Below are 26718 nucleotides of genomic sequence, written 5' to 3'. Positions count from 1 at the left end.
TTGACTCAAAAATCACTCATGGCGCAGGGCATCGATGGGATCCATGCGCGCAGCGCGCCGGGCGGGAAAGTAGCCAAACACCACGCCGATGCCCGCCGAGAATACAAACGACAGCACATTCACGCCGGGGCTGAACAAATAGGGCACGTCCATCACCCCGGCCAGCACCACCGAAGCGCCGGTGGCCAGCACGATGCCGATCAGCCCACCCAGCGCCGCCAGCACCACGGCCTCTATCAAAAATTGCAGCAGCACCTCGCGCTCCAGGGCACCGATGGCCAGGCGCAGGCCAATCTCGCGGGTGCGCTCGGTCACGCTGACCAGCATGATGTTCATGATGCCGATGCCGCCCACCAGCAGGCTGACGGCGGCCACGGCGCCCAGCAGCATGGTCATGACCTTGGTGGTGCCCGAGAGGGTGTCGGCCAGCTGCTTGGTATCGAGCACGCTGAAGTTGTTCTCATCGGCCTGCGCCAGCTTGCGCCGCTCACGCAGCAGCTCGGTCAGGCTGGCCTTGACGCGCTCGGGATCGCTGCCGTCCTGCATGGACACCAGCAGCGTGTTGACGCGGGTGTTGCCGGTCACGCGCCGGTGCAGCGTGTTCAGCGGGATCAGCACGGTGTCATCCTGGTCGTTGCCAAACGCACCCTGGCCTTTGGCGCCCAGCACGCCCACCACTTCGCACGAAAAAGCCCGCACGCGCATCTGGGCGCCCACCGGGTCTTGCGTGCCGAACAGCTCGCGCCGCACCGTCTCGCCAATCAGGCACACGGCGGCGCCTGCGCGCAGTTCGTCGGTGGTGAACTCGCGCCCAGTGCGCACCGTCCAGTTGCCCGTTTGCAGCCAGGTGTTGGTGCTGCCGATGATGCTGGTGCTCCAGTTGCGGCCACCGGCCACCACGGTGCCGCTGGAGCGGGCCTCGGGGGCCACGGCCAGCACGCCGCCAATTTGCTGGGCAATGGCCTGCGCATCCGATTCTTTGAAGGCCGGTGCGCCGCCACCGCCGCCCGGCCCCATGCGCTGGCCCGGGCGCACTTGCAGCAAGTTGGTGCCCAAACCAGAAATCTGGTTCTGCACCGCCATGGTGGCGCCGTTGCCCAACGTGACCATGGTGATGACGGCGCTGACGCCAATGACGATGCCCAAAATGGTCAAAAACGAGCGCATCAGGTTGCGCCGGATAGAGCGCAGCGCCAGCAGCAAGGTGTTAAGCCACATCAGGAGACCTCCACGGGGTGGGGGTTGGGCGCGTCGCTATCGACCACGCCATCGACAAAGCGCACGATGCGCCGGGCATACGCGGCCATGTCGGCCTCGTGCGTGACCATGAGCACGGTGATGCCCTGGTCGCGGTTGAGCCGCCAGAGCAGCTCCATGATTTCATGGCTGCGCTGGGTGTCGAGGTTGCCGGTGGGCTCATCGGCCAGTAGCACGGCGGGCTGGGTGACGATGGCGCGCGCAATGGCCACGCGCTGCTGCTGGCCCCCCGACAGCTCGGCGGGCGTGTGGTGCTCCCAGCCCTTGAGGCCGACAGCGTCGAGCGCGCGCGCGGCGGCGCCGTGGCGCTTGCTGGCGCTCTCGCCCCGGTACAGCAGCGGCAGCTCGACGTTTTCTTGCGCCGACGTGCGCGCCAGCAGGTTGAAGCCCTGAAACACAAAGCCGAAGTAGCGCCGTCGCAAGAGCGCGCGCTGGTCGCGCGTGAGCGACTCGACATGCTCGCCCAGGAACAAATACTCGCCTGTGGTGGGGCGATCGAGGCAACCGAGCATGTTCATGGCCGTGGACTTGCCCGAGCCGCTGGGGCCCATGATGGCCACGAAGTCGCTGCGCGCAATGTCCAGGTTCACGCCTTTGAGCGCCTGAAAGGCCAGCGCGCCCTCGCCATAGACCTTGGTCACACCGCGCAGGCGGATCAGCGGCTGCTCGGGGGTGGCGCTGGTGGGGCTGCGGGCGGCGTTGGTTGCAGCACTGAGGGCAGCGCTGGCGGCGGTGCTGTGGCTGGTGCTCATGGTGCAGCGCCAGCGGCGCGCTGGTCGGTGATGACGGCCATGCCGGGCTGCAACTGCTCGCCGCTGACCTCGGTCATGCGGCCATCGCTGATGCCCACCGTGACGGTGATGGGCTGCGCCGCCCCATCCTGGAGCACCCAGAGCTGGCGGGTTTTGCCCTGGGCGGCGCCCTTGTCGGCGTTGCCGGCGCCACGGCGCGCGCCCGTGCGGGGCATGCGCGGCATGAGCTGCGACATGATGCCGCCGCCCGATGCCGCCGCAGCCGGGCCCGCACCCGCTGGCGTGGCAGGCGTAAAGCGCAGCGCCGTGTTGGGCACCAGCAGCACGTCGTTTCTCTCGGTGGAGGTGATGGTGGCCGCCGCCGTCATGCCCGGGCGCAGGCTAAGGTCGGTGTTGTCCACCTGCAGCCAGGAGATGTAGGTGACCACGTTGTCGGTCTTGGTCGAGCCGTAGGCCACGCGGGTGATCTTGGCTGGGTACTGGCGCGAGGGGTAGGCGCTGACCGTGAAACTGGCCTTTTGCCCCACCTGCACCACGCCCACATCGGCCTCATCCACATTCACCTGCAACTGCAGTTGGGTCAGGTCTTCGGCCACGGTGAACAAGGTCACGGCTTGCAGCGATGCGGCCACGGCGTTGCCCGGGTCCACGGTGCGCGACAGCACCACACCGTCGATGGGCGAGCGGATGGATGCCTTGGACAAGTTGGTCTCGTCGGTGGACAGCGCGGCTTTGGCGTCTTCGACGCTGGCGCGGGCGCTGGCCTCATCGGCCAAGGCGCGCTCCAGGGCGGCGCGGCCCGCATCCAGTTCGGCTGCCGAGGGCACTTTGCCGCCCGACAGGCGCGCCACTTCCTCCAGCCGCCCCAGACCGGCGCGGGCTTCTTTGGTGGTGGCGTTGGCCTGCGCCAGGCGGGCGTGGGCGGCGGCCAGCGAAGCGCGCGAGCGCAGCACCTGCGCCGACAGCTTGGCCGTGTCCAGCTCCACCAGCACCTGGCCTTTTTTGACCTGGTCGTTCACGTCCACGCGCACGCTGCGCACCGTGCCCGAGAGTTCGCTGCCAATGTTGACCGAGCGCGTGGGCTGCAACGTGCCATTGGCCGACACCGTGAGCGTGAGATTGCCCCGGCGCACCTCTTCGGTCACATAGCGCGGCGCGGCGTTGGCGCGCTGCTGCGCCTGCCAGTAATAGCCCCCGCCTGCGGCCAACAACACGCCCGCCACACCCACCCAGAGCACCGGGCGCTGCCACCAGCGGCGTGTGGCCTGCGCGCCCAGCAGGGCGTCCAGGCCAGCGCCCGGCGGGCTGGAGGCCTTGCTGGGTGCAGGGTTGGCGGCAGGGGCAGCAGGGGTATTTTTGTCAGGTTCGGTCATGGCAAGCGTTCCAGGGGCACGAAAGGGGGAGGCTGCGCGGTGCAAGCCCGCACAGCGGTGGCATCACAAAGGCGACCAGCCGCCGCCCAGTGCCTTGTACAGGCGCACATGGTCGGCAGCGACACTGGCGGCGGTGCTGGCCACGCCGTCTTGGGTGGAGAGCAGCGTGCGCTGGGTTTCCAGCAGCGACTGGAAGTCGATCAGGCCGCTGCGGTAGCGGTGCTGCGCCAGCAGTGCGGCGTTGCCAGCGGCCTGCGCAGCCTCTTGCAGGCGCAGCAGCCGTTCGCGGTCGCCGCGCAGGGCGACCAGGGCATCTTCCACCTCTTGCAGCGCAGTGAGCACAGTGGCTTCGTAGTGGGTGCGCGCCTGCTCCAGGGTGGCTTCTTGCACGCGCACCTGGGCACGGGCCGCGCCGCCATCGAGCAGCGGCACCGAGACGCTGCCCAGCAGCGCCGCCGCCACCGAGGCGCCGTTGGTCAGCGCGCCCAGCGTGAGCGCACTCAGCCCCACCGAGCCACCCAGCCGAAAACTGGGGTAGCGCGCCGCATCGGCCTGCGCCAGCCGCGACAGGGCGGCAGCAATGCGCTCTTCGGCCACGCGCACATCGGGGCGCTGGCGCAGGGTTTCAGCGGGAATGGCCAGCGCCAAATCCGGCGGCGGCTGGGGCACGGGGCGCTCGCTGGCCAGCAGTGCGTCCAGCGCGCCGGGCGCCTGGCCCGTCAGCACCGCCAGGCTGTGGCGCGACTGGGCCAGCGCGGCTTGCAGCTGCGGAATTTGCGCCGCTGTTTGTTGCGTGTTGGCACGCGCCTGCTCCAGCACCAGCGAGGTGGCCAGTCCGGCTTGCACGCGCCAGTCGGTCAGTTGCAGCGTTTCTTGCTGGCTGGCCAGGTTGCGCTGGGCAATGGCCAGGCGCTCTTGCTGGCTGCGCAGGGTGATGTAGTTGAGCGCCACTTCAGCGGCCAGCGACACCTGCGCCCCAGCCAGCGATGCAGCAGCAGCGCGGGCATCGGCCACGCTGGCGTCCACACCGCTTTGCAGGCGACCGAACAGATCGGGCTCCCAGCTGGCGTCCAGCCCCGCCTGAAAACTGTTGCCCGTGCTGCCGCTGGCGCGTCGGCGCTGGGCCGAACCCGAGGCATCCAGGCTGGGCTGCAACGCGGCGCCCTGCACATCGGCCTGCGCCCGTGCCTGGCGCAGCGCGGCCTGGGCCTGGCGCACATCGGTATTGGCCTGCAAAGCCTGTGTGACCAGATCGGCCAGCACCGGGTCGCCCAGGCGCAGCCACCACTGGGCCAGCGGTGTGGGCTGGGGTGCGGTAGCCACCGAGGCGCTGTGCGCTGTGGATGGGGCCACTGCGGCGGCGCCGGGTTGCGCTGCGGGTACGGAATTGGACGCGCTGGCCAGGGCCAGATCAGCCGCCTGCGTCCAGGCTGCGGGCACATCCACACCAGGCGCTACTGCCTGCGGTGCGGGCGCCAGCGCGGCGCAGCCCGACAGCGCGGTCAACACCGCCATGGCCAATGCGCTGCGGCCTGCCAGAAAGCCCGCACGGGTTGGAGAAAAAGAAAAAGTCATGGATTGCGCTGCCCACCATTGCGATGCATTTGATTGTGCAGGCTGTGTGCAGCGCGCCCATGCCGCCTTGGTGAATGCACGGTAAAGCCACAGGGGATGTGGCCCGGCACCCGGTCAGCGCGGCGCCTGTTGCGCCTCCAGCGCATCCAGTGGCCAGCGCGGCTTGACATCAAAGGCATAGTCGCAGCGCGCCTGCTGCTGGCCCGACTGCAAGCGCATGGCGGCGGCCATGGCAATCATGGCGCCGTTGTCGGTACACAAATGCAGCTCGGGGTAATGCACACGCACGCGCTGCTTGGCACAGGCGGCATTGAGCTGCTCGCGCAGCAGGCGGTTGGCGCCCACACCCCCGGCCACCACGATGCGCTGCAAGCCTGTTTCTCTCAAAGCGGTGAGGGATTTTTTCACCAGCACATCGACGATGGCGGCCTGCGTGCTGGCGGCCAGATCGGCCTTGCGCGCCTCCAGGTCGTCGCCCAGTTTTTTGGCCTGTGTCATGACGGCGGTTTTCAGGCCGGCAAAAGAAAAATCGAGGTTGCCGCTGTGCAACAGTGGGCGCGGCAGCTTGAAGGCCAGCGGGTCGCCCTGTTCGGCCAGGCGCGACAGGGCTGGCCCGCCGGGGTAGCTCAGGCCCATGAGCTTGGCGGATTTGTCGAACGCCTCGCCGGCAGCGTCATCAATGGTTTCGCCCAGAATTTCGTAGCGGCCTACGCCATCCACACGCATGAGTTGGGTGTGCCCGCCCGACACCAGCAGCGCCACAAACGGAAACTCCGGCGGGTCAGCACTCAAAAAGGGCGAGAGCAAATGCCCTTCCAGGTGGTGTACGCCCAGCACCGGTTTGCCCAGCGCCGCACCCAGCGCACAGGCCACGCCCGCCCCCACCAGCAGCGCCCCGGCCAGGCCGGGGCCGCGCGTGTAGGCCACCACATCCACCTCGGCCAGGGTGTGGCCCGACTCGGCCATCACGGCCTGGGTCAGTGGCAGCACGCGGCGGATGTGGTCGCGGCTGGCCAGCTCGGGCACCACACCGCCATAGGCCTGGTGCATGTCGATCTGGCTGTGCAGCGCGTGCGCCAGCAGCGTGGGCACGTCAGCGCCCGTGCTGCGCACCAAAGCGACGCCGGTCTCGTCGCACGAAGATTCAATTCCGAGGATCAGCAAACTCATGGCGCGCAGTGTAGGGCTGTGCGCCCTAACCGCGCTGGCCGGTGATGTAGTGCTCCAGCTGCTCGATGATGAATTTTTGCTCCGAGATGATGTCTTTGACCAGATCGCCAATCGACACCAGGCCCAGCAACTGGCCCGCATCGTCCACCACGGGCAGGTGGCGCAGGCGGTTTTCGGTCATCAGGGCCATGCACTCCTGGCAAGAGTGCGTGGGCTGCACATACATGACGGCACGGGTCATCACATCGCGCACCCGCGTGTCGGCAGAGGTACGCCCCAGCAGGGCGATTTTTCGGGCGTAATCGCGCTCGGTGATGATGCCCACGATGGCGCCCGCCTCCATCACCAGCAAGGCACCGATGTGCTTGTCGGCCATCTGCTTGAGCGCGTCAAAAACCGACTCCGTGGGAGCAATCGAATGAACGGCTGCATCGGCCTTGGTCTTGAGAATTTCAGCAACGGTGGTCATGGACTTATCTCCCCCGAAAAACATGCACATGCACCGCCACAGTGTGTGCCAAGTTGCCCAGACCACGCAAGCCACTGCACATGCACGTTTGCCCCAAGCCGGGGACACCAGAGTGTCGATACTGAAACACTTGGCTTACCAGTGCGGGGTGTCGCCAAGCCCGCGCCAGGCCTACAGTGAAAAGCACTGGCAGCGCCTTTTGGCAGGGTGGCCGCCAGCGACCGCTTCACCACAGCGCCGGAAACACCGGCGCTGTGGTCGGGGGGCGGAAATGTCTTGTCGCACACCATCCATAAAGGAAGCTGCCATGAATACCGCACACACCCTCTGCGCCGCGCTGGCCGTCTGTGCCAGCGTAGGCGTCCAAGCCCAGACCCCCGCCGCAGGCGATGTTTACGGCCTGAACTTCGATGCCAATGCGGTCTCGACGCGCAGCCGGACCGAAGTACAGGCAGAAGCCGTTCAGGCGCTGCCGCATTTCAAAGACTTCGCCCCCGACGAGGCCCAGACAGCCGCATCGGTCTTGAGCCGTGAAGCCGTACAGGCCGAAGCCGAAACCGCCCTGCGCACACACACCCTGGACACCAGCCCGTAAACCACGGCCAGCGCCCACCAAAGGCGCTGCCTGGAACGGCTGGCCCGCATATAGCCGCGCGTTATGAAGATTGGCCGACAATCGCAGCCCGATTGCACAACCTCTTCACGCTTCACACCCATGGGCATCAGCCAGTACATCAAGGAAATCGGGCGCGGCCCGCGCGGGGCGCGCCCCCTCACCCGCGCCCAGGCGGCAGATTTGCTGGGCCAGGTGCTCGACGGCGGTGTGACCGATCTGGAAATCGGCGCCTTCTGCCTGGCCATGCGCATCAAGGGCGAGACGGCCCCCGAGATGGCGGGCTTTCTCGACGCCACCCACCAGCGCCTGGCCCGACTGCCCGCTAGCGACCGCCCGCTGGTCGTGCTGCCCAGCTACAACGGCGCGCGCAAGCTGCCGGTGCTGACGCCGCTGCTGGCGCTGTTGCTGGCGCGAGAAGGGTTGCCCGTGCTGCTGCACGGCATGCGCACCGAAGCACGGCGGGTTTTGGCATCCGATGTGCTTGTAGCCCTTGGTACACCTGCGCTAAAAGCTCCTGAAAAGATAGCAAGTGGCTGTGTCGCGCACATCACCACGGCCACGCTGCACCCCGGCCTGGCACGGCTGCTGGCCGCGCGCGAGGTGATTGGCCTGCGCAACCCCGGCCACAGCCTGGTCAAGCTGATCAATCCCTGCGCAGGCGCCGCCGTGGTGGTCAGCAGCTACACCCACCCCGAATACTTCGACATGCTGCACGCCACCTTCGGCCTGCTGGGCACCACGGCACTGCTCTCACGCGGGCTGGAGGGCGAAAGCGCTGCCGACCCGCGCCGCTCGCCGCGCTACGACGCTTTTGTGGCGGGCACGCACCAGCTGCTGGACGAACAGCAGCCCGGCACCGCCAGCGAGGTGCCCGGCCTGCCCAGCGCCATTGACGTGGACAGCACCGCCCGCTACACCCGCGATGTGCTGGAAGGCCGCCTGCCCGTGCCCGCCGCGCTGGCGCAGCAAATGCAACACATCGTGCGGCTGGCCCAGCGGGCCGCACCGGGCCAGCCAGGTGCCGCCGCCTGACCGCAAAACCGCACCAAGGCCACCTACGCACCCACACACCACTACGCCACCACGCACGCGCCCAGCCGCCCCCCCGGCGCGGCACGCACCTTGAACCACCCCGCACCACCTTGTCTGCCCCACCATGACGACGACCCAGCCCCCCTCCTCCACCGCGACCACCGCCGCCGCCAGCACACCAGGCACCTGCACCTTGGTCGGTGCCGGCCCGGGCGACCCCGAGCTGCTGACGATCAAGGCGCTCAAAGCCATCCAGAGCGCCACCGTGCTGCTGGTGGACGATCTGGTGAGCGATGCCATCGTCGCCCATGCCGCACCCAGCGCGCGCGTGGTGTACGTGGGCAAACGCGGCGGCTGCAAAAGCACGCCCCAGGCGTTCATTGAAAAACTCATGCTCACCGCCGTGCGCGAGGGCGAACAGGTGGTGCGCCTCAAGGGCGGCGACCCGTTCATTTTTGGCCGTGGCGGCGAGGAGGTGGAGCACCTGCGCGCCCAGGGCGTGCAAGTGCGCGTCATCAACGGCATCACCGCCGGGCTGGCAGGCATGACAGCGCTGGGCGTGCCGCTGACGCACCGCGCCCACGCCCACGGCGTGGTCTTCGTCACCGGCCACGCCAAACCCGGGGCAGCGGGCACCGACTGGCGCCAGCTGGCCGCCACCGCCCGCGACGCGCGGCTCACGCTGGTGATTTACATGGGCGTCAGCGGCGCCGCGCACATCCAGCAGGAATTGCTCTCGGGTCTGGACGCCAGCGTGCCCGTGGCCATCATCCAGAACGCCAGCCTGCCCACGCAGCGCCATGCCGTCACTACGCTGGGCGCGCTGCACACCACCATAGAGCGTGAACAGCTGGCCAGCCCCAGCGTGATCGTGGTGGGCGATGTGTTGCAAGGACTGGCAGCGGCGGCGCAGGAGGCACCGGCCCAGGCGCGCACGGCCTGAAACCATCGCGCCCCCCCCGCTTCGCCCGCCAGCCAAGTGCGTCAGGCGGGCTCCCATGGGGGGTTCATCGCCGCAGCGCCGGTAGCGCCACCCCTTGGCACGCCAGGCAGGCACGGCCTCGGGCAGCGCCCCCGCGCACGTCAGGCAGGCACTGCCTCGACCATCGCCGCCATGGACGCTGTGCGCACCTGCTCAAAACGCTGGGCCAGTTCCTTGCGCAATGCCTTGCGCAGCAGGGCGGCATCCCAGCGGCGCTTTTCGTCGGCGGTAGTGGGGTGCAACCGGGGCACGGCCACCGGCTTGCGGTCTTCGTCCACCGCCACCATCGTGAAAAAACAGCTGTTGACATGGCGCACCACCTGGGAGCGGATGTCCTCGGCCACCACCTTCACGCCCACTTCCATGGACGAGGTGCCGGTGTAGTTCACGCTGGCCAGAAACGTCACCAGTTCGCCCACATGGATGGGCTGCAAAAACATCACCTGGTCCACGCTCAGCGTGACCACGTAGCAGGTAGAAAAACGGCTGGCGCAGGAGTACGCCACCTGGTCCAGCAGCTTGAGGATGGCCCCGCCATGCACGTTGCCGGAGAAATTGGCCATATCGGGGGACATCAGCACGGTCATGCTGAGTTGGTGCGAAGGAATATTCATGCGCGCCATTGTAGAAATCGCCCCCGCTGCGCCAGCGCAGGCCGCCCCAGGCCCAGCGCCTACACTGGCGCGCATGTTTTCCTTCGATACCGTCATCATCGGGGCCGGCGCTGCCGGTCTTTTTTGCGCCGCCCAGGCGGGCCAGCGCGGCCTGAAAGTGCTGCTCATCGACCACGCCGACAAAGTGGCCGAAAAAATCCGCATCTCCGGCGGCGGGCGCTGCAACTTCACCAACCGCGATCTGGACGCCAGCGCGCCGCACAAGCACTTTGTCAGCCAGAACCCGCAGTTTTGTCGCTCGGCGCTGTCGCGCTACACGCCGCAGGACTTCATTGCGCTGGTGCAAAAGCACGGCATTGCCTTCCACGAAAAGCACAAAGGCCAGCTGTTTGCCGACCGCTCTGCCGAAGACATCATCGCCATGCTGCTGGCCGAATGCGCGCTGGGCCAGGTCGAGCGCTGGCAGCCTTGCAGCGTCAAAAATATAGCGTTTTTGGCCTCTGGGGCAGACGGGATGAGCGCAAGCAGCTATCAAATTGATACCGATCGGGGCCCCGTGCAGGCGCGCAGCGTGGTGGTGGCCACGGGTGGCCTGTCCATCCCCAAGATCGGCGCCAGCGATTTGGGCTATCGGCTGGCCCAGCAGTTCGGCATCCCGCTGGTCGAGCGCCGCCCCGGGCTGGTGCCGCTCACGTTTGACGGCGCGGCCTGGGCGCCCTACGCGCAGCTGGCCGGGCTGGCGCTGCCGGTGCAGATCAGCACGGGGGCCAAAAAAACCCGCATGGCGTTTGACGAAGACCTGCTGTTCACGCACCGGGGCCTGTCGGGCCCGGCGGTGCTGCAAATTTCCAGCTACTGGCAAGACGGCGCACCGCTCAGCATCCACCTGGCGCCGGGCGTGGATTGGCCCGCCGTGCTGGCACAGGCCAAGGCACGCTCGCGCAAACTGATTGCCAACGAGCTGGCCCAGTGGGTGCCCAGCCGCCTGGCCGATGCCTGGGCCGGGCAAGACGCCGACTGGCAGCGCCCCATCGCCGAAGCCTCCGACAAAGCCCTGGCGCGGCTGGCCGAACGCCTGGCCCGCTGGGAGATCACGCCCACCGGCACCGAGGGCTACAAAAAGGCCGAAGTCACGCTGGGCGGCATCGACACGCGCGCGCTGTCCTCGCAAACCATGGAGGCGCGGCAGCAGCCGGGGCTGTACTTCATTGGCGAGGTGGTCGATGTGACCGGCTGGCTGGGCGGCTACAACTTCCAGTGGGCCTGGGCCAGCGCTGCAGCCTGTGCGCAAGCGCTGGCGGCGCCTGCGGCTTGATGGCGGCGGCACAAACGCTATAATGCTCGGCTTTGCTGGCATCGCCCCGTCGGCCAAATACTAGTTACAGACGGGGACAACCGCCGCGCAAGGTCTTGAGGCCCGATCTCCCCAAGACCCTCTGCGGGCAATATTTTGGAAAACATTAGCTAATGACCACTATCCGCGTAAAAGAAAACGAACCCTTTGACGTTGCTCTGCGCCGCTTCAAGCGCACCATCGAAAAGCTGGGCCTGCTGACCGACCTGCGTGCCCGCGAGTTCTACGAAAAGCCCACCGCCGAGCGCAAGCGCAAGAAGGCTGCTGCCGTCAAGCGCCACTACAAGCGCGTGCGCAGCATGCAGCTGCCCAAGAAGATGTACTGATCACCGGATTCCAGGCCCGCTTGGAACCCCAACCCGCGCTAGGGACGCCAAGCGCGGGTTTTCTGTTTTTCGGGTTTGCAAAAAGCCTTTCTGGCGTCGTTGCATCGCCTTGCCGCAGTTGAACTACTGTCTGCGGCGCTGCGCCTGGCCAGAAAGACTTTGTGCAAACCCTTTGCCTCTCTTATCGAAAAGGAAGCCGCCATGAGCCTCAAAGATCAGATCACCGAAGACATGAAAACCGCCATGCGCGCCAAAGACAGCGAGCGCCTGGGCACCATCCGCCTGCTGCTGGCTGCCATGAAGCAAAAAGAAGTCGATGAGCGCGTGGTGCTGGACGATGCCGCCGTGGTTGCCATCGTGGACAAGCTGGTCAAGCAGCGCAAAGACAGCATTGCCGCCTTTGAACAAGCCGCGCGCCACGACCTGGCCGACAAGGAAAAGAGCGAAATGGCCGTGCTGCAAACCTACCTGCCCCAGCGCATGTCAGCCGAAGAAACCCAGGCCGCCGTGCAGGCCATCGTGGCCGAGCTGGGCGCCAAAGGCCCCGGCGACATGGGCAAAGTAATGGGTGTGGTCAAGACGCGCCTGGCGGGCAAGGCCGACATGGGCCAGGTGTCTGCCGCCGTGAAGGCTGCGCTGGCAGGCTGAGAAATAGCTATCAAAAAAATAGCTGCTCGCGCTTGCTTGGCAAGCGCTGGCAGCTATTTTTGTATGTAAAACCAATTACAGATATTGCCGGGAAATCAGGCCTTTGGAGGCATCCGGCATGGCCGTGACGTGCAGCATGCCATCGGGGCGCCAGCACATCTCACCCGGCACAGCAGGCGTGCCATTCGACAAGAAAACCGCAGCGCGCTCCTTGAACTGGCCTTGCCCGTCGTAAATCTGCACCAGGTGCTGCCCCCGATCGGACACGTACACATAGCCGCTGCGGTCAATGGCAATGCCCTCTGGGTTGAGCATCTGCCCCGGTTGGCTGCCCAGCGCACCATAGGTGCGAACGACCTCGCCCTGGCGCGTGAAAACCACCACCCGGCCATTGCCGCTGTCCACCACATGCAAAAGGCCCTCGGCATCGAAAGCCATGCTCTCGGGGTAATTGAGGCCCTCGCCCTCGGTGCCAAATTGGCCCATGCTGCGCTGCCACTGGCCATTGCCATCGAATACCTGCACCCGATGGTGAAGCGGATCGCAAAAATACAGCAACTGGTCTGGCCCCACCACAGGCTCGTGGACGAATGAGAAATCGTCACGGTCTGGCCCGGCTTCACCAAATTGGGTCAGCAAAGCGCCCTGGCGATCGAGCACGATGATGCGGCTGTTGCCAAAGTCAGCCACGTAAATGCGCTCGCCCAAAGTCACCGCACCCGAGGGCCAGTTCAGCGTGCCCACCGAGGTGCCTGCGCCGTCAAAAGTCCACTTCAGTTGGTTGGAGCTGTCGTAAAAACGCACCCAGTTGTTTTCTGGCGACCATTCGATGGCATTGCCAGCGTCGTCGTAGTGCAGATTGCGCACATCCGCGCGCAAATGGGCTGTCTGGGCACCGTCACTGCCGCCACAGCCGGTCACGACTGCACTGGCCAAAACGGAGATGGCGCCCCCCAACCTGAGTAGTGCTCTGCGTTGCATAAATAAATCCTCTTTGTGAGCCGGAGCGACGACTTGGCATGCACCCATATTTTTCAGCACACGCTGCAATCAACCCGCCACTGAATTTCATATGGCCTGCAGCCATTTATGCCAGTGATTTCTTGAATATGGGATCGGATTGAAATAGAAATGCCCAAAGCGCCGGTCAATGGTTTTATTAATCTTCGCGGCTTGGGAAAATTCCAGAAACGCAAATGTAGTAATGCCCCCCAGGTTGGGTGCCATCCACAGGGCTTTTGCCACGCAAGTCGGGAAGGGCAAAAGTGGTGCGACCATCACCACCATAGTTGGGCCCCAGCAGGGCGAACAGTGCCTGATAGCGGTTGATAGGCAGCAACCTGCCATCGCACAGCATAAAACCACGGGGTGTGAAATTAAAAGCGAAGCAACACACTTCACCCAAGTAGTATTCCATGATGTTATTCCTGTGAATTTCAATACAGCGCCACAAAACGTGGCAAAACCAAAGTCACGGGAGCCCCAATACTTCTTGCGTCGATTTTGTGTAAAAGCCGCCCGTGCTAAAGCTTTTTACTTGGGGCCAGCAAGGATCGTCAAGCAAAATTTGTCGGGCAGAAAAAAGGCCCCTGTTCTTCAGGGGCCCAGGTCTATTTGGCGTAAAGCATCAACTGCCTGCCACCTTCATCCGGTTAATGAGCAGCGAGCCCACGGTTTTGGCGCCGTGGTTGTAGGCATCGGCACCCACGGCTTCAATGCCTTTGAGCATGTCGCGCAGGTTGCCGGCGATGGTGATTTCATGCACCGGAAAGGCGATCTCGCCGTTCTCTACCCAAAAGCCGCTGGCGCCGCGCGAATAGTCGCCGGTGACGTAGTTCACGCCCTGGCCCATCAGCTCGATCACGAACAGGCCCGTGCCCAGCTTCTTCAGCATGGCCGTGAGGTCGTCCCCGGCCTTGGTGCGCCGCGAGGTCAGCACCAGGTTGTGCGAGCCGCCTGCGTTGCCCGTGGTGCGCATGCCCAGCTTGCGCGCCGAGTAGCTGCTGAGGAAATAGCCCTCGACGCGGCCCGCATCCACCACCTTGCGCGCGGCCACGCGCACGCCTTCTTCGTCAAACGGCGAGCTGCCCTTGCCGCGCAGGATGAACGGGTCTTCCAGGATGTCGATGTGCTTGGGAAAAACCTGCTTGCCCAGCGAGTCGAGCAAGAACGTGCTCTTGCGGTAGAGCGCACCGCCACTGACGGCCTGCACAAAACCGCCCAGCAGCCCGGCGGCCAGATTGGACTCAAACAGCACCGGGCATTCGGTGGTGGCGATTTTGCGTGCGCCCAGGCGGCTCAGGGCGCGCTGGGCAGCGTAGCGGCCCACGGCGGCGGGCGATGCCAGCTCCGTGGCACTGCGCTGCGAGCTGTACCAGGCATCGCGCTGCATGTCGGCGTTGCGGCCTGGCAAGGCGGCAATGGGCGCCACCGACAGGCTGTGCCGCGAGGTGGCATAGCCACCGCGAAAGCCGTGCGTGTGCGCGCTGAAAAAATGGCTTTGCTGCGCCGACACGCCCGCGCCTTCGCTGTTGGTGATGCGTTTGTGCGTGGCAAAGGCGGCGGCCTCGCACTCGATGGCGATGCGCGCGGCCTCTTCGCTGGTCAAGGCCCAGGGGTGGAACAAATCCAGATCGCGGTGGGACTCGGGCGGGGCGATGTCGGCCTCGGCGGGCAAACCGGCCACCGGGTCTTCGGCGGTGAAGCGGGCGATGTCGTAGGCCGCCTGCACGGTGCGCTCAATGGCGGCGGGCGAGAAGTCTGACGTGCTGGCATTGCCGCGCCGGTGGCCCAGGTACACGGTGATGCCCAGGGACTTGTCGCGGTTGCGCTCCACAGTTTCGAGCTCGCCCTTGCGCACGTTCACCGACAGGCCGCAGCCCTCGGAGGCTTCGGCACCGGCATCGGTGGCGCCCACTTTTTTGGCGTGGGCCAGGGCGCTATCGACGAGGTCTTCAAAGAACGCGCGGCTGTAGCTGAAACCGCTGTCAGCGGCACTCACGCGCTCGGGATGCTGGGGGGAAGGTGCGGTCGCTGGAGCGGCGCGGCGGGTGCGGAGTGCGGCAGGGCGTGTTGATTTCATGGCGCGGCTATGATACTTGCGCGCGCCCCCAGCTCTGTACGAGCGGGGGCGCTGGCGTTGGGCCCTGCCCCCGTGGCCGCCACACGCCTCCCAAACGCCCTCACCTCCCGGATTTCACCATGTCACGCAAACCCAAAAAAGGCTACTTTGTGCGCGGCCAGTTTGTTGCCGAAGGCAGCGAAATGGACATCGCGCTCAAAGCCGAACTCAAAGGCACGCCCGATGCGAGCCGCACCGACCTCAAGCGCGAAAGCGACGAACTGCAAGACCTGGGCAAAGAGCTTTTGAGCCTGCGCGCTGACCTGTTCGCCCGCATCGGCCTGCCCGACAAACTGGTCGAGGCGCTGGCCGAGGCGCGGCGCATCACCAACTTTGAAGGCAAGCGCCGCCAGATGCAGTACGTGGGCAAGCTCATGCGCAAGCTCGATGACGACACCGTGGCCGCCGTGCGCACCGCCCTGCAAGAGCAGCGCAGCGGCTCGGCCGCCGACAAGCTGGCGCTGCACCTGGCCGAGCAGTGGCGCGACCGCCTCATCGCCGAGGACAGCGCCCAGGCCGAATGGATTGCCCACCACCCCGGCACCGACATCCAGCAGCTGCGCGCGCTGATCCGCCAGGCGCGCAAAGACGCCCCCGGCGCACACGATGCCACCGTGGCCCAGTCGCAAGGGCTGGCACCGCGCAAGGGCCGCGCCTACCGTGAGCTGTTTGTGCTGGTGCGCACCCAGTTGGGTGGCCCTGACGATGCCGATGGCAACGAGGCGCCGCAGGAGGATGGCGATGTTTGAGGCCGTCAAGATCGGCATCGTCTCGGTCAGCGACCGCGCCAGCAGCGGTATTTATGCCGACCAGGGCCTGCCCGCGCTGCAAGACTGGCTCACACGCGCGCTGCACAACCCCATCACCTTCGAGGCGCGGCTGATTGCCGACGAGCAAGCCACCATCAGCGCCACGCTGCTCGAACTGGTGGCTGCCGGTTGCAGCCTGGTGCTGACCACAGGCGGCACCGGCCCGGCCCTGCGCGACGTGACGCCCGAAGCCACGCTGGCCGTGGCACACAAAGAGATGCCTGGTTTTGGCGAACAGATGCGCCAGATCAGCCTGAAGTTTGTGCCCACGGCCATCCTCTCGCGCCAGGTGGCCGTCATCCGCGACCAGTGCCTGATCGTCAACCTGCCCGGCCAGCCCAAGGCGATTGCCGAGACGCTGGAGGGCCTCAAAAGCGCCGACGGCGCGCAGCTGGTGCCGGGCATTTTTGCCGCCGTGCCCTACTGCATCGACCTGATTGGCGGGCCGTACCTGGAAACGCACGAGGCCGTGTGCAAGGCCTTCCGGCCCAAGCAGGCGCAGCGCCCGGCGCGCACCTGAGCCTTGGCGTGCAGTTCCCAGAAAAATAACAGCCAAATCAGGCCTCAGCGCCCACAGAATAAGCGCTAGCAGCTACCAAATCAGGAGTAAAAAAGAGGGCTACTGCAAAGTAGCCCTCTTTTTTTGTGGGTGCGCGCAGGCGATCAGAAACCGCGCAGTTCGGCCCATTCTTCAAAGGGCGCGCGGCTGGCCTGCAAGGTGTTGATGGGCGCTTGCGTGTCCTCAAAGCCCAGCGCCACACCCACGGCCACGCTGTAGTTGGCGGGCAGGCCCAGGTGGGCGGCCAGGGCGCCGTCGTAGCGGCGCCAGAAGCCCTGGGCGCAGGTGGCCAGGCCGTTTTCCACGGCCAGCAGCATCAGCGATTGCAGGTAAATGCCCAAATCCATCCACTGCGGCAGGCCCATGCGCTGGTCGACGCAAATGAACAAGCCCACGGGGGCGCCAAAGAACTCGGCGTTTTTGCCCAGCTGTTCCAGCCGCGCGGCTTTGTCATCGCGCGGAATGCCGATGCTGCGGTAGAGGTCTTCGCCATTGGCAAAGCGGCGCGTGCGGTAGGGCTCCCACAGATCGGGCGGGTACGACAGGCTGTTGGCATACGCCTCGGGCTGCGCCTGGGCAACGGCTTGCAGCGTCTGCGCCAGGGGTTCGCCAGTCAAAGCCAGCACGCGCCAGGGTTGCAGGTTGCCGCCCGAGGCAGCGCGCGCAGCGCCCTCCATGAGCGCGCGCACGGTATCGGCGCTGGGGGCCTGGGGCAAAAAGGCGCGCACAGAGCGGCGCTGCTGCAAGGCGTGGAACACATCCATCGGTACGGTCTCCAGAAGGTTTGACGGGGCTGGAAATGGTAGGGGCAGCAGCGGCACGGGCCTGTCGCGGGCGCTACCGCTGGCCGCTCTACTTGTCGATCAGGGCGTTGAACTTGTCGGCGGCAAAGTTTTCGTGGCGGGCGGCGTCGCCGGGCACACAGTTGCCAGGCTGGGGCGTGGAGGAGAGCTTTTCAATGGCCTGCCACAAGAGCGCAATCTGGTGCTCCTGCGCCCCCGCGCTGTCAATCAGGCCGCGCAGGGCCTGCGAGAGCGGGTCGTCGTTTTGCGTCACGCCGTAGGCAGAGAAGCCCATTTTGGAGGCTGCCTCCTCGCGCCGCGCGTCGGACTCGGCCTGGATGATGCGCGCCGGGTTGCCCACGGCGGTGGCGCCCGCCGGCACGGGTTTGGTGACGACGGCGTTGCTGCCCACCTTGGCGCCATCGCCCACCGTGAAGCCGCCCAGCACCTTGGCGCCCGCGCCCACGATGACGTTGCTGCCCAGCGTGGGGTGGCGCTTGGCGCCCTTGTACAGCGAGGTGCCACCCAACGTAACGCCGTGGTAGATGGTGCAGCCGGGGCCGATTTCGGCGGTTTCGCCAATCACCACGCCCATGCCGTGGTCGATGAACACGCAGGGGGCAATTTTGGCGCCGGGGTGTATTTCAATGCCGGTGAGCCAGCGCGAGGTGTGCGAGATAAAGCGCCCCAGCCATTTGAAGCCGTGCGTCCAGCACCAGTGGGCGCGCCGGTGCAGCACCAGGGCGTGCAGGCCGGGATAGCAGGTGAGCACCTCCCAGCTGCTGCGGGCGGCGGGGTCGCGCTCAAGGATGCACTGGATGTCGGAGCGCAGGCGGGTGAACATGGGGCGAAACAGCAGTGCAAAAGGAAAAGCAGTTTAGTGCTTTGCCTGCGCCGCCTCGATCATGGCTTTGGCAACACCGCGCAGGATGTGGATTTCTTCGGTCTGCAATTGCGCGCGGTTGAACAGCTGGTTCAGGCGTGGCATGAGTTTTTTCGGCGCCGCCGGGTCGAGAAAACCAATCTGCACCAGCGCCTGCTCCCAATGCGCCAGCATGCCCGCGACCTGGGCGGCATCGGCGCGCACCACGGCGGGCGCGGGGGCCACCGGGGCCGCATCCGGCAGTGCAAAACCGCCCAGCGCCTGGCGCCATTCGTAGGCAATCACCTGGATGGCCGCTGCCAGGTTGAGCGAGCCAAAACCGGGGTTGGTAGGAATTTGCAGCGCCACGTGGCAGCGGTACACGTCTTCATTGGCCATGCCGAAACGCTCGCAGCCAAACAGGAAAGCCACGCCGGTTTCTGCGGAGGTGGCAGCGCCATCGCCCAGCGCAGAATTTTCAGTGTTTTTGGCCTCCAGCCCTTGCGCAGTGGGCGCGAGCAGCTCTCTTTTCAGGAGCGATTCAAAATGCGCGCGTGGTGCCGAGGTGGGTGGCCCAAAGTCGCGCGGGGTCATGGCGGTGGCGCACAGGTGGCTCATGCCGTCGAGCGCTTCGTCCAGCGTGGCGACGATGCGCGCGTTGTGCAGCACGTCCAGCGCACCGCTGGCGCGCTGTATGGTTTCTTCACGCCGCAGCACATTGGGCCAGCGCGGCGCCACCAGCACCAGGTCATCAAAGCCCATGGTTTTCAGGGCGCGGGCGGCAGCGCCAACGTTGCCAGCGTGGCTGGTCTGGATCAGGATGAAGCGGGTTTTCATGGCGGCAGGAAGAAGCAGGAAAAGCGCGGACGCGGCGGCATGGGTAAAATTGCGGCCCCATTGTCGCAGCCCGCATCGCCAGGCTGCGACTTCCCTCGTTCCTGGTCCGCGTGCCTGCCTGCTACCGTGCGGGCGCGCTCACATCACAATTTATGTCGTCCAATCTGCACCCCATGCTCAACGTGGCCATCAAGGCTGCCCGCGCCGCCGGCGCTCTCATCAACCGCGCGGCCCTGGACGTGGAGGCAGTGCGTATCTCGCAAAAGCAGATCAACGACTTTGTCACCGAAGTCGATCACGCCAGCGAAAAAGCCATCATCGAGACGCTGCTGACGGCCTACCCCGGCCACGGCATCCTGGCCGAAGAATCGGGCAGCGAGTATGGCGCCAAGGATTCCGAGTTTGTCTGGGTCATCGATCCGCTGGACGGCACCACCAACTTCATCCACGGCTTTCCGGTCTATTGCGTCAGCATTGCGCTGGCCGTGCGCGGCAAGGTCGAGCAGGCGGTGGTCTATGACCCCTCGCGCAACGACCTGTTCACCGCTACCAAGGGGCGCGGCGCCTACCTGAACGAGCGCCGCATCCGCGTGAGCAAGCGCACGCAGCTCAAGGACAGCCTGATTTCTACCGGCTTTCCGTTCCGCCCCGGCGACAACTTCCAGAATTACCTGCGCATGATGGCCGACGTCATGCCCCGCACGGCGGGCCTGCGCCGCCCCGGCGCTGCGGCGCTCGACCTGGCTTACGTGGCAGCAGGCTTTACCGAAGGCTTTTTTGAAACCGGCCTGTCGATCTGGGACGTGGCAGCGGGCTCGCTGCTGGTGACCGAGGCCGGTGGCCTGGTGGGCAACTTCACGGGCGAATCGGATTTTTTGGAGCAGCAAGAGTGCCTGGCTGGCTGCCCACGCATTTACGGCCAGCTGGTGCCGATTCTGGGCAAATACAGCAAGTTTGCCGGTGCCGGCGAGAAGGCCGCGCTGCGCCAAGCCGCCCCGTTGCAGGGCAGCGATGCCCCCGCAGCCCCCACAGAAACAGCGCCCGCTGCCGACGCAGCCAGCGCCAGCCCTGTGGCACCAGCACAAGACGCACCGTTCTGAACCGCGCGGCACAAGTCGCAGCGCGGCGGCCCTAACGCAGCTTGTGCTGCGTTTGCAGCAGTTCGCCGCTTTCTTCGGCCCAGACGTCGGTGCGCGGGCGCAGGGCCGGAAACGCCTGGTAATGGTCTTCAGCCAGCGCATCCAGAGCAAAAAACACGTCGACCGGAAAGCCCTTGCGAGCGCCGTCGCGTGTATCGCGCAGCAGCGTGTTCATGTAGTGGCCAAACTCCGGGTTGCCCCACAGTGTTTGCAGCTTGTCTCCAATGCGCGGAAAAGCGCTGTGAATGATTTTGAAATGGGTGTTTTCAGTGAGCATGCCCAGAACTGTACCCATGAAGCCGCTGCACAGGCCAGCCCTGATTGCGCAGTACCCCTACGGCAGCACGGTTACACCGGGTCGGGGTAATTGCGGGCAATGCGGCGAAAGTCTTCGGCAATGTCGATGAAAGCATCGACGATGTCGGGGTCAAACTGGCTGCCCCGGCCCTTGACGAGGGTGGTGCAGGCCTGCTCATGGGTCAGTACCGCAGGCCGGTACACACGCGGGTGGATGAGGGCGTCGTACACGTCGGCCAGTGCCATGAGGCGCGCGGCCACAGGGATAGCGTCACCGGCCAGGTTCTCCGGGTAGCCTGTGCCGTCCCAGCGCTCGTGGTGGCTGTAGGCAATGTCTTTGGCCACACTCAAAAAACGCACCCGCATGCCCAGGCGCCGCTCAGCCCCTTCGATGGCTTTGCGGCCCAGGGCGGCATGCTCTTTCATGCGCTCAAACTCCTCCAGCTCCAGCGGCCCGGGCTTGAGCAGGATGCGGTCAGGAATGCCGATCTTGCCGATGTCGTGCAATGGCACCGACTTGTAGAGCAATTCAATCATGCGTTCGTTGAGCACGCTTTCAAAGCGCGGGTGCGCGCGCAAACGCTCGGCCAGGGCTTTGACGTAGAGCTGGGTGCGGCGGATGTGGTTGCCGGTTTCGTCATCGCGCGTCTCGGCCAGCGAGGCCATGGCCATGATGGTGACATCCTGGATGGCCTGCACCTCCAGGGTGCGCAGCGCCACCTCGCGCTCCAGGTAGGCGCTTTTGTCGCGCAAGAAATCGGTGGTGGCTTTCAGGGCCAGGTGGGTCTGCACCCGCGCCAGCACGATGGGCGGGCTCACGGGCTTGGTGATGTAGTCCACCGCACCCAGTGCCAATCCGAAGCGCTCGTCTTCCATATCGGAGCGCGCCGTCAGAAAAATAACAGGGATGCCTTGCGTGGCCTCGCGCGCCTTGAGCTGGCGACAGACTTCGTAGCCGTCCATGCCGGGCATCATGATGTCCAGCAGCACCAGGTCGGGGGCGGGTTCAGTCTGTGCAATTTTCAATGCGCGTTCGCCATTGGGCGCTACCTTGACACGGTAGCGCCCCTTGAGCAGCTCAGCCATCAGCACAAGGTTATCGGGCGTATCGTCCACTACCAGAACAGTGGGCAACGCCAACTCCCGCTGCCCAGCGGGCGTACAGGTGACAGATTCATGTTCCATGGTGTGGCTCCCTGTCCTTGGATTTTTTGCTGCCCCGCAGCCTGACTCAGTGTTGCGGTTCCGCGCTGGTTTCAGTGCCTGCTTCAGCGGCAGGTTCCACCCCCTGTTCGGCGCCTTGTACTGCCGCACTCGCCCTGTCCGGCGCCGTGCCATCGAGCAAGCCCAGGGCGGTACCGAAATCAAAGTGCTCCGTGGCCACCTGCAATGCCGCCAGCGCTGTGCCCAGCGCAGGGCGCAGCAGGGCGGTGTTCTGGCGCAGGTGTTCCAGTGCTTCGGGGTCGTCCTGTTGCAGCAGGCTGCGCAAGTGCTGCAAGGCTGCGCGCGCATCGCCTGGTGCGGCTGCATCGGCGGCGGCGCTGGTGGCGGTGGTTGCGGGCGGATCTGCGGCCACGGCGGTGCGGGCATGCCAGGCGGCCAGTGGCTGCACCAAGGCATCGCTGCGTTCTTGCAGCTGTGCCAGCAAGGGGGCGATATCTGCTGCGGAGGCACCGCTGTCCGCTGCCGCGCGCAGGGCATCTTCTAGCTGGGCAGCGCTTTCTTGCAGCGCTGCTGCGCCTATGGTGGCGGCCAGACCGCGCAAGGTGTGCGCCTGGCGCAAGGCCAACGCCATGTCGCTCCCCGCCCAGGCCTGCGCGATGGTGGCGGCGGTGTGCGCCTGGTTTTGCACAAACCGGTGCAGCATGTCGGCATACAGCGCGGGGCGCCCCATGGCGTGGCGCAGGCCTTGGGCCATGTCCAGCCCAGGGATAGGCGGCGGCAGCGCGCTGTCCACGGAGGCAACCGCCAGGGCGCTGGGCAGATCAGCCCCTTGCCCGTGGGTGTAGCCTGGGCGCGGTGCAATCCAGTGCTGTAGCGCCTGCCACAACCGGGCAGGCTCTATGGGCTTGGCCAGGTGCTCGTTCATGCCGGCGTCCAGGCAACGCTGGCGGTCGGCCTCCAGCGCATTGGCGGTCATGGCGACGATGGGCAAGGTGGCAAAGCGGGGATCGGCGCGCAGCTGGCGCGTGGCCTCCAGCCCGTCCATGACCGGCATCTGCATGTCCATCAGCACCAGGTCGTAAGACTGGCGCTGCACCTGCTGCACGGCCATGTGGCCGTCACTGGCCAAATCCACCTGCACGCCCGCTGCCTGCAACAGCTCCTGGGCCACCTGCTGGTTGAGCGCGTTGTCCTCTACCAACAACACACGCGCACCATGCAATGCCGGCGCAGCCACCACCTGCGCACGGGCGGGCGCACTGGGCAGGGCCAAGGCGGCATCGCTGGCCAGCGCCTGCACCAGGGTATCGAACAGGACAGAGGCGCCCACCGGTTTGATCAGCACATCGGCAATGCCCTGCACCTGGGCAGAGCGCATCACGTCCTCACGGCCAAAGGCAGTCACCAGAACCAGGCGCGGCAGTTCGGCCAGGCCCAGGCCGCCCATGCGACGCGCCAGCTCCAGCCCGTCCATTTCGGGCATTTGCCAGTCCAGCAAGACCAGGGAAAACGGCTGCCCGGCGGCACTGGCACGGCGCAGCACGGCCAGCGCCAATGCACCCGAATGCGCTTGCTCCACCACAAAGCCCATGGACTGCAGCATCTCAGCCAGTACCGTAGCCGCGTTGGGGTTGTCGTCCACCACCAGCACACGGCGTCCGCGCAGATCAGGCGGTGGCAGCAGCACACGCGCCGGTGCACCCCGTGCCAGCGGCACCGTCAACCAGAAGGTCGAGCCCTTCCCCACCTGGCTGGATACGCCCACGCTGCCCCCCATGAGTTCGGCCAGGCTCTTGCTGATGGCCAGGCCCAGCCCCGTGCCACCGTATTTGCGGGTGGTGGAGGCATCGGCCTGCTGAAAGCTCTGGAACAACTGCGCCATCTGTGCGGGCGTCAGGCCGATGCCGGTATCGCGCACCTCAAAGCGCAGCACCACCTGCGCTACGTCTTGTTCTTGCACCCGCACGGCGATGCCGATCTCGCCACGCTCGGTGAACTTGATGGCGTTGTTGGCATAGTTGATCAAAATCTGCCCCAGGCGCAGCGCATCACCCACCAGATTGGTGGGCACGTCCGGGGCCACATCGCAAATCAGCTCCAACCCCTGAACCGATGCCTTGTGGCCCACCACATCCACCACCCCCGCCAGCACCTGGTCTAGCACAAACGGTTGCAAATCGACGCGCAGCTTGCCCGCCTCAATGCGAGAGACGTCGAGGATGTCGTTGATCACACCCATCAGGTGGCGACCAGCCTGGTCGATCTTGCTGACGTAGTCGTGCTGGCGCTGCGTCAGCCCTGACTGCAGCGCCAGATGGGACATGCCGATGATGGCGTTCATCGGCGTGCGAATCTCGTGGCTCATGTTGGCCAGGAAGTTGGACTTGAGCACGGTGGTTTCTTCTGCCAGCTCTTTGGCGCGGCGCAAAGCCTGCTCGGCGCGCTGGCGCTCGGTGATGTCCACCAGCACACCAATCACGCCCCCCAGGCTGCCATCAGGGCGGCCAAAGCCCTGCAACCAATACAGCGTGTGGTGTATCTGCCCGTCGGCATACGGCATGGCCACTTCACGGTGTATGGGCGCGCCCCCACTGTGCAGGGCGGCCTCCACGTCGGCCTGGAACTGCACACGTTCGACTTCAGGCAGTTGGGGGCGCTCCAGCACGGTCTGGCCCAGCAAGTCCCCGGGCTGCAATCCGAACACCTGGGCATAGGCCCGGTTGAAGCCCAGGTAGCGACCCTGCGCATCTTTGTAAAACACCGGCATGGGAATGGTGTCGATCAGCACCTGCTGGAACAGCACCTGGGCGGCCACACGCTCTTGCAGCTCTTTTTGCTCCTGGATGTCCACGTTCACGCCCACCATGCGCTCGGCCACGCCATCGGCATTGCGGAAAATACGGGCCGCACACAAAAACCAGCGCAGCCCGCCTTGCGTGCGCTCCATGCGCCAGGTGTCGCGGAAATCGGTTTGCTGGCCCGCCAGTGCAGCGTCCATGCGTGCCAGTGCGCCCACGCTGTCTTCGGGAGCAAGGCGGCGCAACCAGGTGGCGCGCCAGTCGTCAAACACGCGTTCACTGATGCCGTCTTTGTCGGCCAGCTTTTGCGTCCAGAGGGCGCGCGCGCTGCGCAGGTCAATATCGAAGACACCGATCTTGCCCGCCTCCTGGGCCAGTTCCAGGCGTTCACGGGCCTGGCGCATGGCCACCTCAACGCATCGGGCTTCGGTGACATCGTCAATCACCCAGATCGCTGCGCGGCTACAGCCCTGGATGTGGACACGGCGTCCGGACAGGCGCGCCTCAAAACTGCTGCCGTTCAGGCGTTGCAGCGTCCAGTCCAGGCGCACCGGCTGGCCACTGTCGAACAACGGCTCCACCTGTGCAGAGAACGCAGCGTGCTGCTCCAGACTGCCAAAGAGCACGCTGGTGCGCTGGCCCGCTGCCTGCGCTGATCCCAGACCCACCAGAGCAGCAAAAGCCGGATTGAACTTGCGCATGGCGCCATCACAGACCAACAGCACAGGGGGAGCGTTGTCAAAAATAGCGTTTTGCTCTTCAAGCAGCTCCTGAAGACGGGACTCGCTGGCGCGCAGCTCTTGCTGCTCGCGCAAGCGCTCGGTCACATCCTGGTGCAAGCCAACCAGGGCAATACACACCCCCTGGCGGTTCAGCACGGGCAGGATGGTGGACTCATCGTGGTATTGCGTGCCATCGCGGCGGCAGTTGGTGAAATGCCCTTTCCAGGGCCTCCCCGCCACCAGGGTGGCCCACATGTCGTGGTACGTGTGCGCTGGCGTCTGCCCGCTGGACAGCATCGAGGGCTTGCACCCACGCACTTCTTGCAAGCTATAGCCGGTATTGCGCTCAAACTCGGGGTTCACCCAGTCGATCACGCCCCGGGCATCGGTCACCACGACGGCCAGCGGGCTGTTTTCCAGGGCAGCGCCCAGCACACCCAGGCGCTCCAGTGTGGCGGCCATGCGCTGGCGACCCGAAAGCAGCGCCAACAGCAAAAATCCCGGAACAACCAGCAGTGCAAAGGCCGCAGCGCCATAACGCAGGCTGTCCGCAGGCGCCAGCACCTGGCTGATGTTGTCGAGCATCACCAAAGTCCAGGCACCGGCGGGATCACCCCAATCCAGATCACGCTGTTGCACGGTGTGTGCCAGGCCGTCGAGCAGCACTTCGGTGGCCGTGGGCGAAAACGGCAGCGCTGAAGCCACGCCGTTGTCAAACGAGCGGCCAAACTGGGCCAGCGCACCAATGGCATCGATGCGACTTTGCGTCAGGGGCGGCGCCACGGCATAAAGCCACTCCGGGCGCGTGGCAGCCACCGCCACGCCCTGGGGCGACAGCAGCAACAAAGGACTGCCGACCTGGGCGATCAGCGCATCCAGCGGCGCCAGGGACAGTCGCAGCACCACGGTTCCCAGCATCGGTGCGGCCAGCGCATGGTCGGCGCGCACCGGCGCAGCCACATACAAACCGCGCTCGTGGCTGTGTGTACCCACAGCGGCCTGCACCGTCAGGTGCGTGCGCGCCGCCAACTCCAGGCGCCGCAAAAAAGGCGCACTGCCATCAAACACCTGGGCACCTTCCGCATCCTGCGCCAGGATGCGGCCTTGCGCATCCAGCACATGGATGCTTTCAGCGGCAAAACGTGCCCGTGCCGCAGACAGCATCACTGCCACGGCGGGCTCATCGACAGACAGCAACCCCTGCACCAGCAGTTTGAGCACGGGCTCGTCGGCAGCCATGTTGAGCAACTTGTCTTTGACCAACCCCTGGGGGGTCTGCACAGCTAGCGCATGGACCGCCAGTTCCAGCACCTGTGCGCGTGCGGTATGGCGCTCGTGCAGACGCTGGTCGCGCGCCAGGTACACCGCCAGCACTGCGCCCAAAAGCGACACCAGCAGCACCATGGCGACGCCCCGCACACTGAGGTCGCGCGGCTCTGAGTCCTTGCGCATCAGCACGC

Annotated in this window: 25 protein-coding genes; 9 read left to right on the top strand and 16 right to left on the bottom strand. The window is 65.7% G+C overall.

Annotated features, from left to right (window positions below):
• Positions 1–12 precede the first annotated feature (12 nt).
• The 6 genes from EV674_RS14475 to EV674_RS14450 all read right to left on the bottom strand — a co-directional run bounded on the left by EV674_RS14475 (position 13) and on the right by EV674_RS14450 (position 6596).
• Positions 13–1218, bottom strand: a complete 1206-nt coding sequence (locus EV674_RS14475; protein WP_119014186.1) for an ABC transporter permease — start codon at positions 1216–1218, stop codon at positions 13–15.
• Entirely contained in the window at positions 1218–2009 is a 792-nt protein-coding gene (locus EV674_RS14470; protein ID WP_241524993.1) for an ABC transporter ATP-binding protein, read from the bottom strand. Before EV674_RS14470 ends, EV674_RS14475 begins: the two co-directional genes overlap by 1 nt.
• Complete coding sequence (locus EV674_RS14465) at positions 2006–3382, bottom strand: efflux RND transporter periplasmic adaptor subunit (RefSeq protein ID WP_119014187.1); 1377 nt, start codon at positions 3380–3382, stop codon at positions 2006–2008. Before EV674_RS14465 ends, EV674_RS14470 begins: the two co-directional genes overlap by 4 nt.
• A 63-nt stretch (positions 3383–3445) precedes the next feature.
• Entirely contained in the window at positions 3446–4957 is a 1512-nt protein-coding gene (locus tag EV674_RS14460; protein WP_241524994.1) for an efflux transporter outer membrane subunit, read from the bottom strand.
• 114 nt (positions 4958–5071) lie between these two features.
• Positions 5072–6127: a tRNA (adenosine(37)-N6)-threonylcarbamoyltransferase complex transferase subunit TsaD gene (gene tsaD / locus EV674_RS14455; protein WP_119014188.1), complete on the bottom strand. Its 1056-nt coding sequence runs from the start codon at positions 6125–6127 to the stop codon at positions 5072–5074.
• 25 nt (positions 6128–6152) lie between these two features.
• Positions 6153–6596, bottom strand: a complete 444-nt coding sequence (locus tag EV674_RS14450) for a CBS domain-containing protein (RefSeq protein ID WP_119014189.1) — start codon at positions 6594–6596, stop codon at positions 6153–6155.
• A 307-nt stretch (positions 6597–6903) separates the two neighbouring features.
• Between EV674_RS14450 and EV674_RS17450 the strand changes: the two genes are divergently transcribed.
• From EV674_RS17450 to cobA, 3 genes are all read left to right on the top strand, one after another.
• Positions 6904–7191, top strand: a complete 288-nt coding sequence (locus EV674_RS17450) for a DUF4148 domain-containing protein (RefSeq protein ID WP_157983703.1) — start codon at positions 6904–6906, stop codon at positions 7189–7191.
• 120 nt (positions 7192–7311) lie between these two features.
• Complete coding sequence (gene ybiB, locus EV674_RS14440) at positions 7312–8244, top strand: DNA-binding protein YbiB (RefSeq protein ID WP_119014191.1); 933 nt, start codon at positions 7312–7314, stop codon at positions 8242–8244.
• Positions 8245–8368: 124 nt separating this feature from the next.
• Positions 8369–9187, top strand: coding sequence for a uroporphyrinogen-III C-methyltransferase (gene cobA, locus EV674_RS14435; protein ID WP_119014192.1), 819 nt, complete (start codon positions 8369–8371; stop codon positions 9185–9187).
• Between the two features lie 140 nt (positions 9188–9327).
• On the opposite strand, the gene EV674_RS14430 is transcribed toward cobA, so the two are convergent.
• Positions 9328–9840, bottom strand: coding sequence for an acyl-CoA thioesterase (locus EV674_RS14430; protein WP_119014222.1), 513 nt, complete (start codon positions 9838–9840; stop codon positions 9328–9330).
• A gap of 73 nt (positions 9841–9913) precedes the next feature.
• On the opposite strand from EV674_RS14430, the gene EV674_RS14425 reads away from it, so the two are divergent.
• From EV674_RS14425 to EV674_RS14415, 3 genes are all read left to right on the top strand, one after another.
• A complete protein-coding gene (locus EV674_RS14425; protein ID WP_193552708.1) occupies positions 9914–11155 on the top strand; it encodes a BaiN/RdsA family NAD(P)/FAD-dependent oxidoreductase in 1242 nt (413 codons plus the stop codon).
• A gap of 152 nt (positions 11156–11307) precedes the next feature.
• Positions 11308–11520 (top strand): 30S ribosomal protein S21, encoded by a 213-nt coding sequence (rpsU, locus tag EV674_RS14420; RefSeq protein ID WP_005799779.1) that lies wholly within the window; start codon positions 11308–11310, stop codon positions 11518–11520.
• A gap of 201 nt (positions 11521–11721) precedes the next feature.
• The gene (locus EV674_RS14415) at positions 11722–12168 is read left to right on the top strand and encodes a GatB/YqeY domain-containing protein (RefSeq protein ID WP_119014224.1); all 447 of its coding nucleotides are present in this window, start codon (positions 11722–11724) and stop codon (positions 12166–12168) included.
• A gap of 75 nt (positions 12169–12243) precedes the next feature.
• On the opposite strand, the gene EV674_RS14410 is transcribed toward EV674_RS14415, so the two are convergent.
• From EV674_RS14410 to pmbA, 3 genes are all read right to left on the bottom strand, one after another.
• Entirely contained in the window at positions 12244–13149 is a 906-nt protein-coding gene (locus EV674_RS14410; RefSeq protein ID WP_157983704.1) for an NHL repeat-containing protein, read from the bottom strand.
• Positions 13150–13327: 178 nt separating this feature from the next.
• The gene (locus tag EV674_RS14405; protein WP_119014194.1) at positions 13328–13585 is read right to left on the bottom strand and encodes a phage tail protein; all 258 of its coding nucleotides are present in this window, start codon (positions 13583–13585) and stop codon (positions 13328–13330) included.
• A 210-nt stretch (positions 13586–13795) separates the two neighbouring features.
• Positions 13796–15250, bottom strand: coding sequence for a metalloprotease PmbA (pmbA, locus tag EV674_RS14400; RefSeq protein WP_119014195.1), 1455 nt, complete (start codon positions 15248–15250; stop codon positions 13796–13798).
• A gap of 119 nt (positions 15251–15369) precedes the next feature.
• Between pmbA and yjgA the strand changes: the two genes are divergently transcribed.
• Entirely contained in the window at positions 15370–16038 is a 669-nt protein-coding gene (yjgA, locus tag EV674_RS14395) for a ribosome biogenesis factor YjgA (RefSeq protein WP_119014196.1), read from the top strand.
• On the top strand, positions 16025–16618 hold the full coding sequence (gene mog, locus EV674_RS14390) for a molybdopterin adenylyltransferase (RefSeq protein ID WP_119014197.1): 594 nt from the start codon (positions 16025–16027) through the stop codon (positions 16616–16618). The genes yjgA and mog overlap by 14 nt, the downstream gene beginning before the upstream one ends.
• A 143-nt stretch (positions 16619–16761) precedes the next feature.
• Here the strand turns inward: mog and EV674_RS14385 are convergent, their stop codons facing one another.
• The 3 genes from EV674_RS14385 to EV674_RS14375 all read right to left on the bottom strand — a co-directional run bounded on the left by EV674_RS14385 (position 16762) and on the right by EV674_RS14375 (position 19138).
• Entirely contained in the window at positions 16762–17421 is a 660-nt protein-coding gene (locus tag EV674_RS14385) for a nitroreductase (RefSeq protein ID WP_119014198.1), read from the bottom strand.
• 88 nt (positions 17422–17509) lie between these two features.
• Entirely contained in the window at positions 17510–18283 is a 774-nt protein-coding gene (cysE, locus tag EV674_RS14380) for a serine O-acetyltransferase (protein ID WP_119014199.1), read from the bottom strand.
• A gap of 33 nt (positions 18284–18316) precedes the next feature.
• Entirely contained in the window at positions 18317–19138 is an 822-nt protein-coding gene (locus tag EV674_RS14375) for an RNA methyltransferase (protein ID WP_119014200.1), read from the bottom strand.
• A gap of 152 nt (positions 19139–19290) precedes the next feature.
• On the opposite strand from EV674_RS14375, the gene EV674_RS14370 reads away from it, so the two are divergent.
• Positions 19291–20238 (top strand): inositol monophosphatase family protein, encoded by a 948-nt coding sequence (locus EV674_RS14370; RefSeq protein ID WP_119014201.1) that lies wholly within the window; start codon positions 19291–19293, stop codon positions 20236–20238.
• Positions 20239–20269: 31 nt separating this feature from the next.
• On the opposite strand, the gene EV674_RS14365 is transcribed toward EV674_RS14370, so the two are convergent.
• Genes EV674_RS14365 through EV674_RS14355 form a run of 3 tightly spaced genes read right to left on the bottom strand, consistent with a single transcriptional unit; the run spans position 20270 to position 26710 of the window.
• Complete coding sequence (locus EV674_RS14365; protein WP_132750464.1) at positions 20270–20572, bottom strand: hypothetical protein; 303 nt, start codon at positions 20570–20572, stop codon at positions 20270–20272.
• Between the two features lie 53 nt (positions 20573–20625).
• Entirely contained in the window at positions 20626–21759 is a 1134-nt protein-coding gene (locus tag EV674_RS14360; protein WP_119014203.1) for a response regulator, read from the bottom strand.
• Positions 21760–21805: 46 nt separating this feature from the next.
• Entirely contained in the window at positions 21806–26710 is a 4905-nt protein-coding gene (locus EV674_RS14355) for a response regulator (RefSeq protein ID WP_119014225.1), read from the bottom strand.
• Between the last annotated feature and the right edge of the window lie 8 nt (positions 26711–26718).

Source organism: Simplicispira metamorpha, from assembly GCF_004341365.1.
Classification (GTDB): Bacteria; Pseudomonadota; Gammaproteobacteria; order Burkholderiales; family Burkholderiaceae_C; genus Simplicispira; species Simplicispira metamorpha.
The sequence above is the reverse complement of the archived record's forward strand: the minus strand, read 5'-3'. Positions and strand labels throughout refer to the sequence as shown.

What these genes read in the sequence shown, in the direction of transcription:
- EV674_RS14460 (WP_241524994.1), bottom strand. Translation starts at nt 4,957, where the DNA reads ATGACTTTTTCTTTTTCTCCAACCCGTGCGGGCTTTCTGGCAGGCCGC.
- ybiB (WP_119014191.1), top strand. Translation starts at nt 7,312, where the DNA reads ATGGGCATCAGCCAGTACATCAAGGAAATCGGGCGCGGCCCGCGCGGG.
- pmbA (WP_119014195.1), bottom strand. Translation starts at nt 15,250, where the DNA reads ATGAAATCAACACGCCCTGCCGCACTCCGCACCCGCCGCGCCGCTCCA.
- EV674_RS14405 (WP_119014194.1), bottom strand. Translation starts at nt 13,585, where the DNA reads ATGGAATACTACTTGGGTGAAGTGTGTTGCTTCGCTTTTAATTTCACA.
- EV674_RS14465 (WP_119014187.1), bottom strand. Translation starts at nt 3,382, where the DNA reads ATGACCGAACCTGACAAAAATACCCCTGCTGCCCCTGCCGCCAACCCT.
- EV674_RS14410 (WP_157983704.1), bottom strand. Translation starts at nt 13,149, where the DNA reads ATGCAACGCAGAGCACTACTCAGGTTGGGGGGCGCCATCTCCGTTTTG.
- cysE (WP_119014199.1), bottom strand. Translation starts at nt 18,283, where the DNA reads ATGTTCACCCGCCTGCGCTCCGACATCCAGTGCATCCTTGAGCGCGAC.
- cobA (WP_119014192.1), top strand. Translation starts at nt 8,369, where the DNA reads ATGACGACGACCCAGCCCCCCTCCTCCACCGCGACCACCGCCGCCGCC.
- EV674_RS14450 (WP_119014189.1), bottom strand. Translation starts at nt 6,596, where the DNA reads ATGACCACCGTTGCTGAAATTCTCAAGACCAAGGCCGATGCAGCCGTT.
- rpsU (WP_005799779.1), top strand. Translation starts at nt 11,308, where the DNA reads ATGACCACTATCCGCGTAAAAGAAAACGAACCCTTTGACGTTGCTCTG.
- tsaD (WP_119014188.1), bottom strand. Translation starts at nt 6,127, where the DNA reads ATGAGTTTGCTGATCCTCGGAATTGAATCTTCGTGCGACGAGACCGGC.
- EV674_RS14375 (WP_119014200.1), bottom strand. Translation starts at nt 19,138, where the DNA reads ATGAAAACCCGCTTCATCCTGATCCAGACCAGCCACGCTGGCAACGTT.
- EV674_RS14370 (WP_119014201.1), top strand. Translation starts at nt 19,291, where the DNA reads ATGTCGTCCAATCTGCACCCCATGCTCAACGTGGCCATCAAGGCTGCC.
- EV674_RS14365 (WP_132750464.1), bottom strand. Translation starts at nt 20,572, where the DNA reads ATGGGTACAGTTCTGGGCATGCTCACTGAAAACACCCATTTCAAAATC.
- EV674_RS14360 (WP_119014203.1), bottom strand. Translation starts at nt 21,759, where the DNA reads ATGGAACATGAATCTGTCACCTGTACGCCCGCTGGGCAGCGGGAGTTG.
- EV674_RS14415 (WP_119014224.1), top strand. Translation starts at nt 11,722, where the DNA reads ATGAGCCTCAAAGATCAGATCACCGAAGACATGAAAACCGCCATGCGC.
- EV674_RS14385 (WP_119014198.1), bottom strand. Translation starts at nt 17,421, where the DNA reads ATGGATGTGTTCCACGCCTTGCAGCAGCGCCGCTCTGTGCGCGCCTTT.
- EV674_RS14425 (WP_193552708.1), top strand. Translation starts at nt 9,914, where the DNA reads ATGTTTTCCTTCGATACCGTCATCATCGGGGCCGGCGCTGCCGGTCTT.
- yjgA (WP_119014196.1), top strand. Translation starts at nt 15,370, where the DNA reads ATGTCACGCAAACCCAAAAAAGGCTACTTTGTGCGCGGCCAGTTTGTT.
- EV674_RS14355 (WP_119014225.1), bottom strand. Translation starts at nt 26,710, where the DNA reads ATGCGCAAGGACTCAGAGCCGCGCGACCTCAGTGTGCGGGGCGTCGCC.
- EV674_RS14475 (WP_119014186.1), bottom strand. Translation starts at nt 1,218, where the DNA reads ATGTGGCTTAACACCTTGCTGCTGGCGCTGCGCTCTATCCGGCGCAAC.
- EV674_RS17450 (WP_157983703.1), top strand. Translation starts at nt 6,904, where the DNA reads ATGAATACCGCACACACCCTCTGCGCCGCGCTGGCCGTCTGTGCCAGC.
- EV674_RS14430 (WP_119014222.1), bottom strand. Translation starts at nt 9,840, where the DNA reads ATGAATATTCCTTCGCACCAACTCAGCATGACCGTGCTGATGTCCCCC.
- EV674_RS14470 (WP_241524993.1), bottom strand. Translation starts at nt 2,009, where the DNA reads ATGAGCACCAGCCACAGCACCGCCGCCAGCGCTGCCCTCAGTGCTGCA.
- mog (WP_119014197.1), top strand. Translation starts at nt 16,025, where the DNA reads ATGGCGATGTTTGAGGCCGTCAAGATCGGCATCGTCTCGGTCAGCGAC.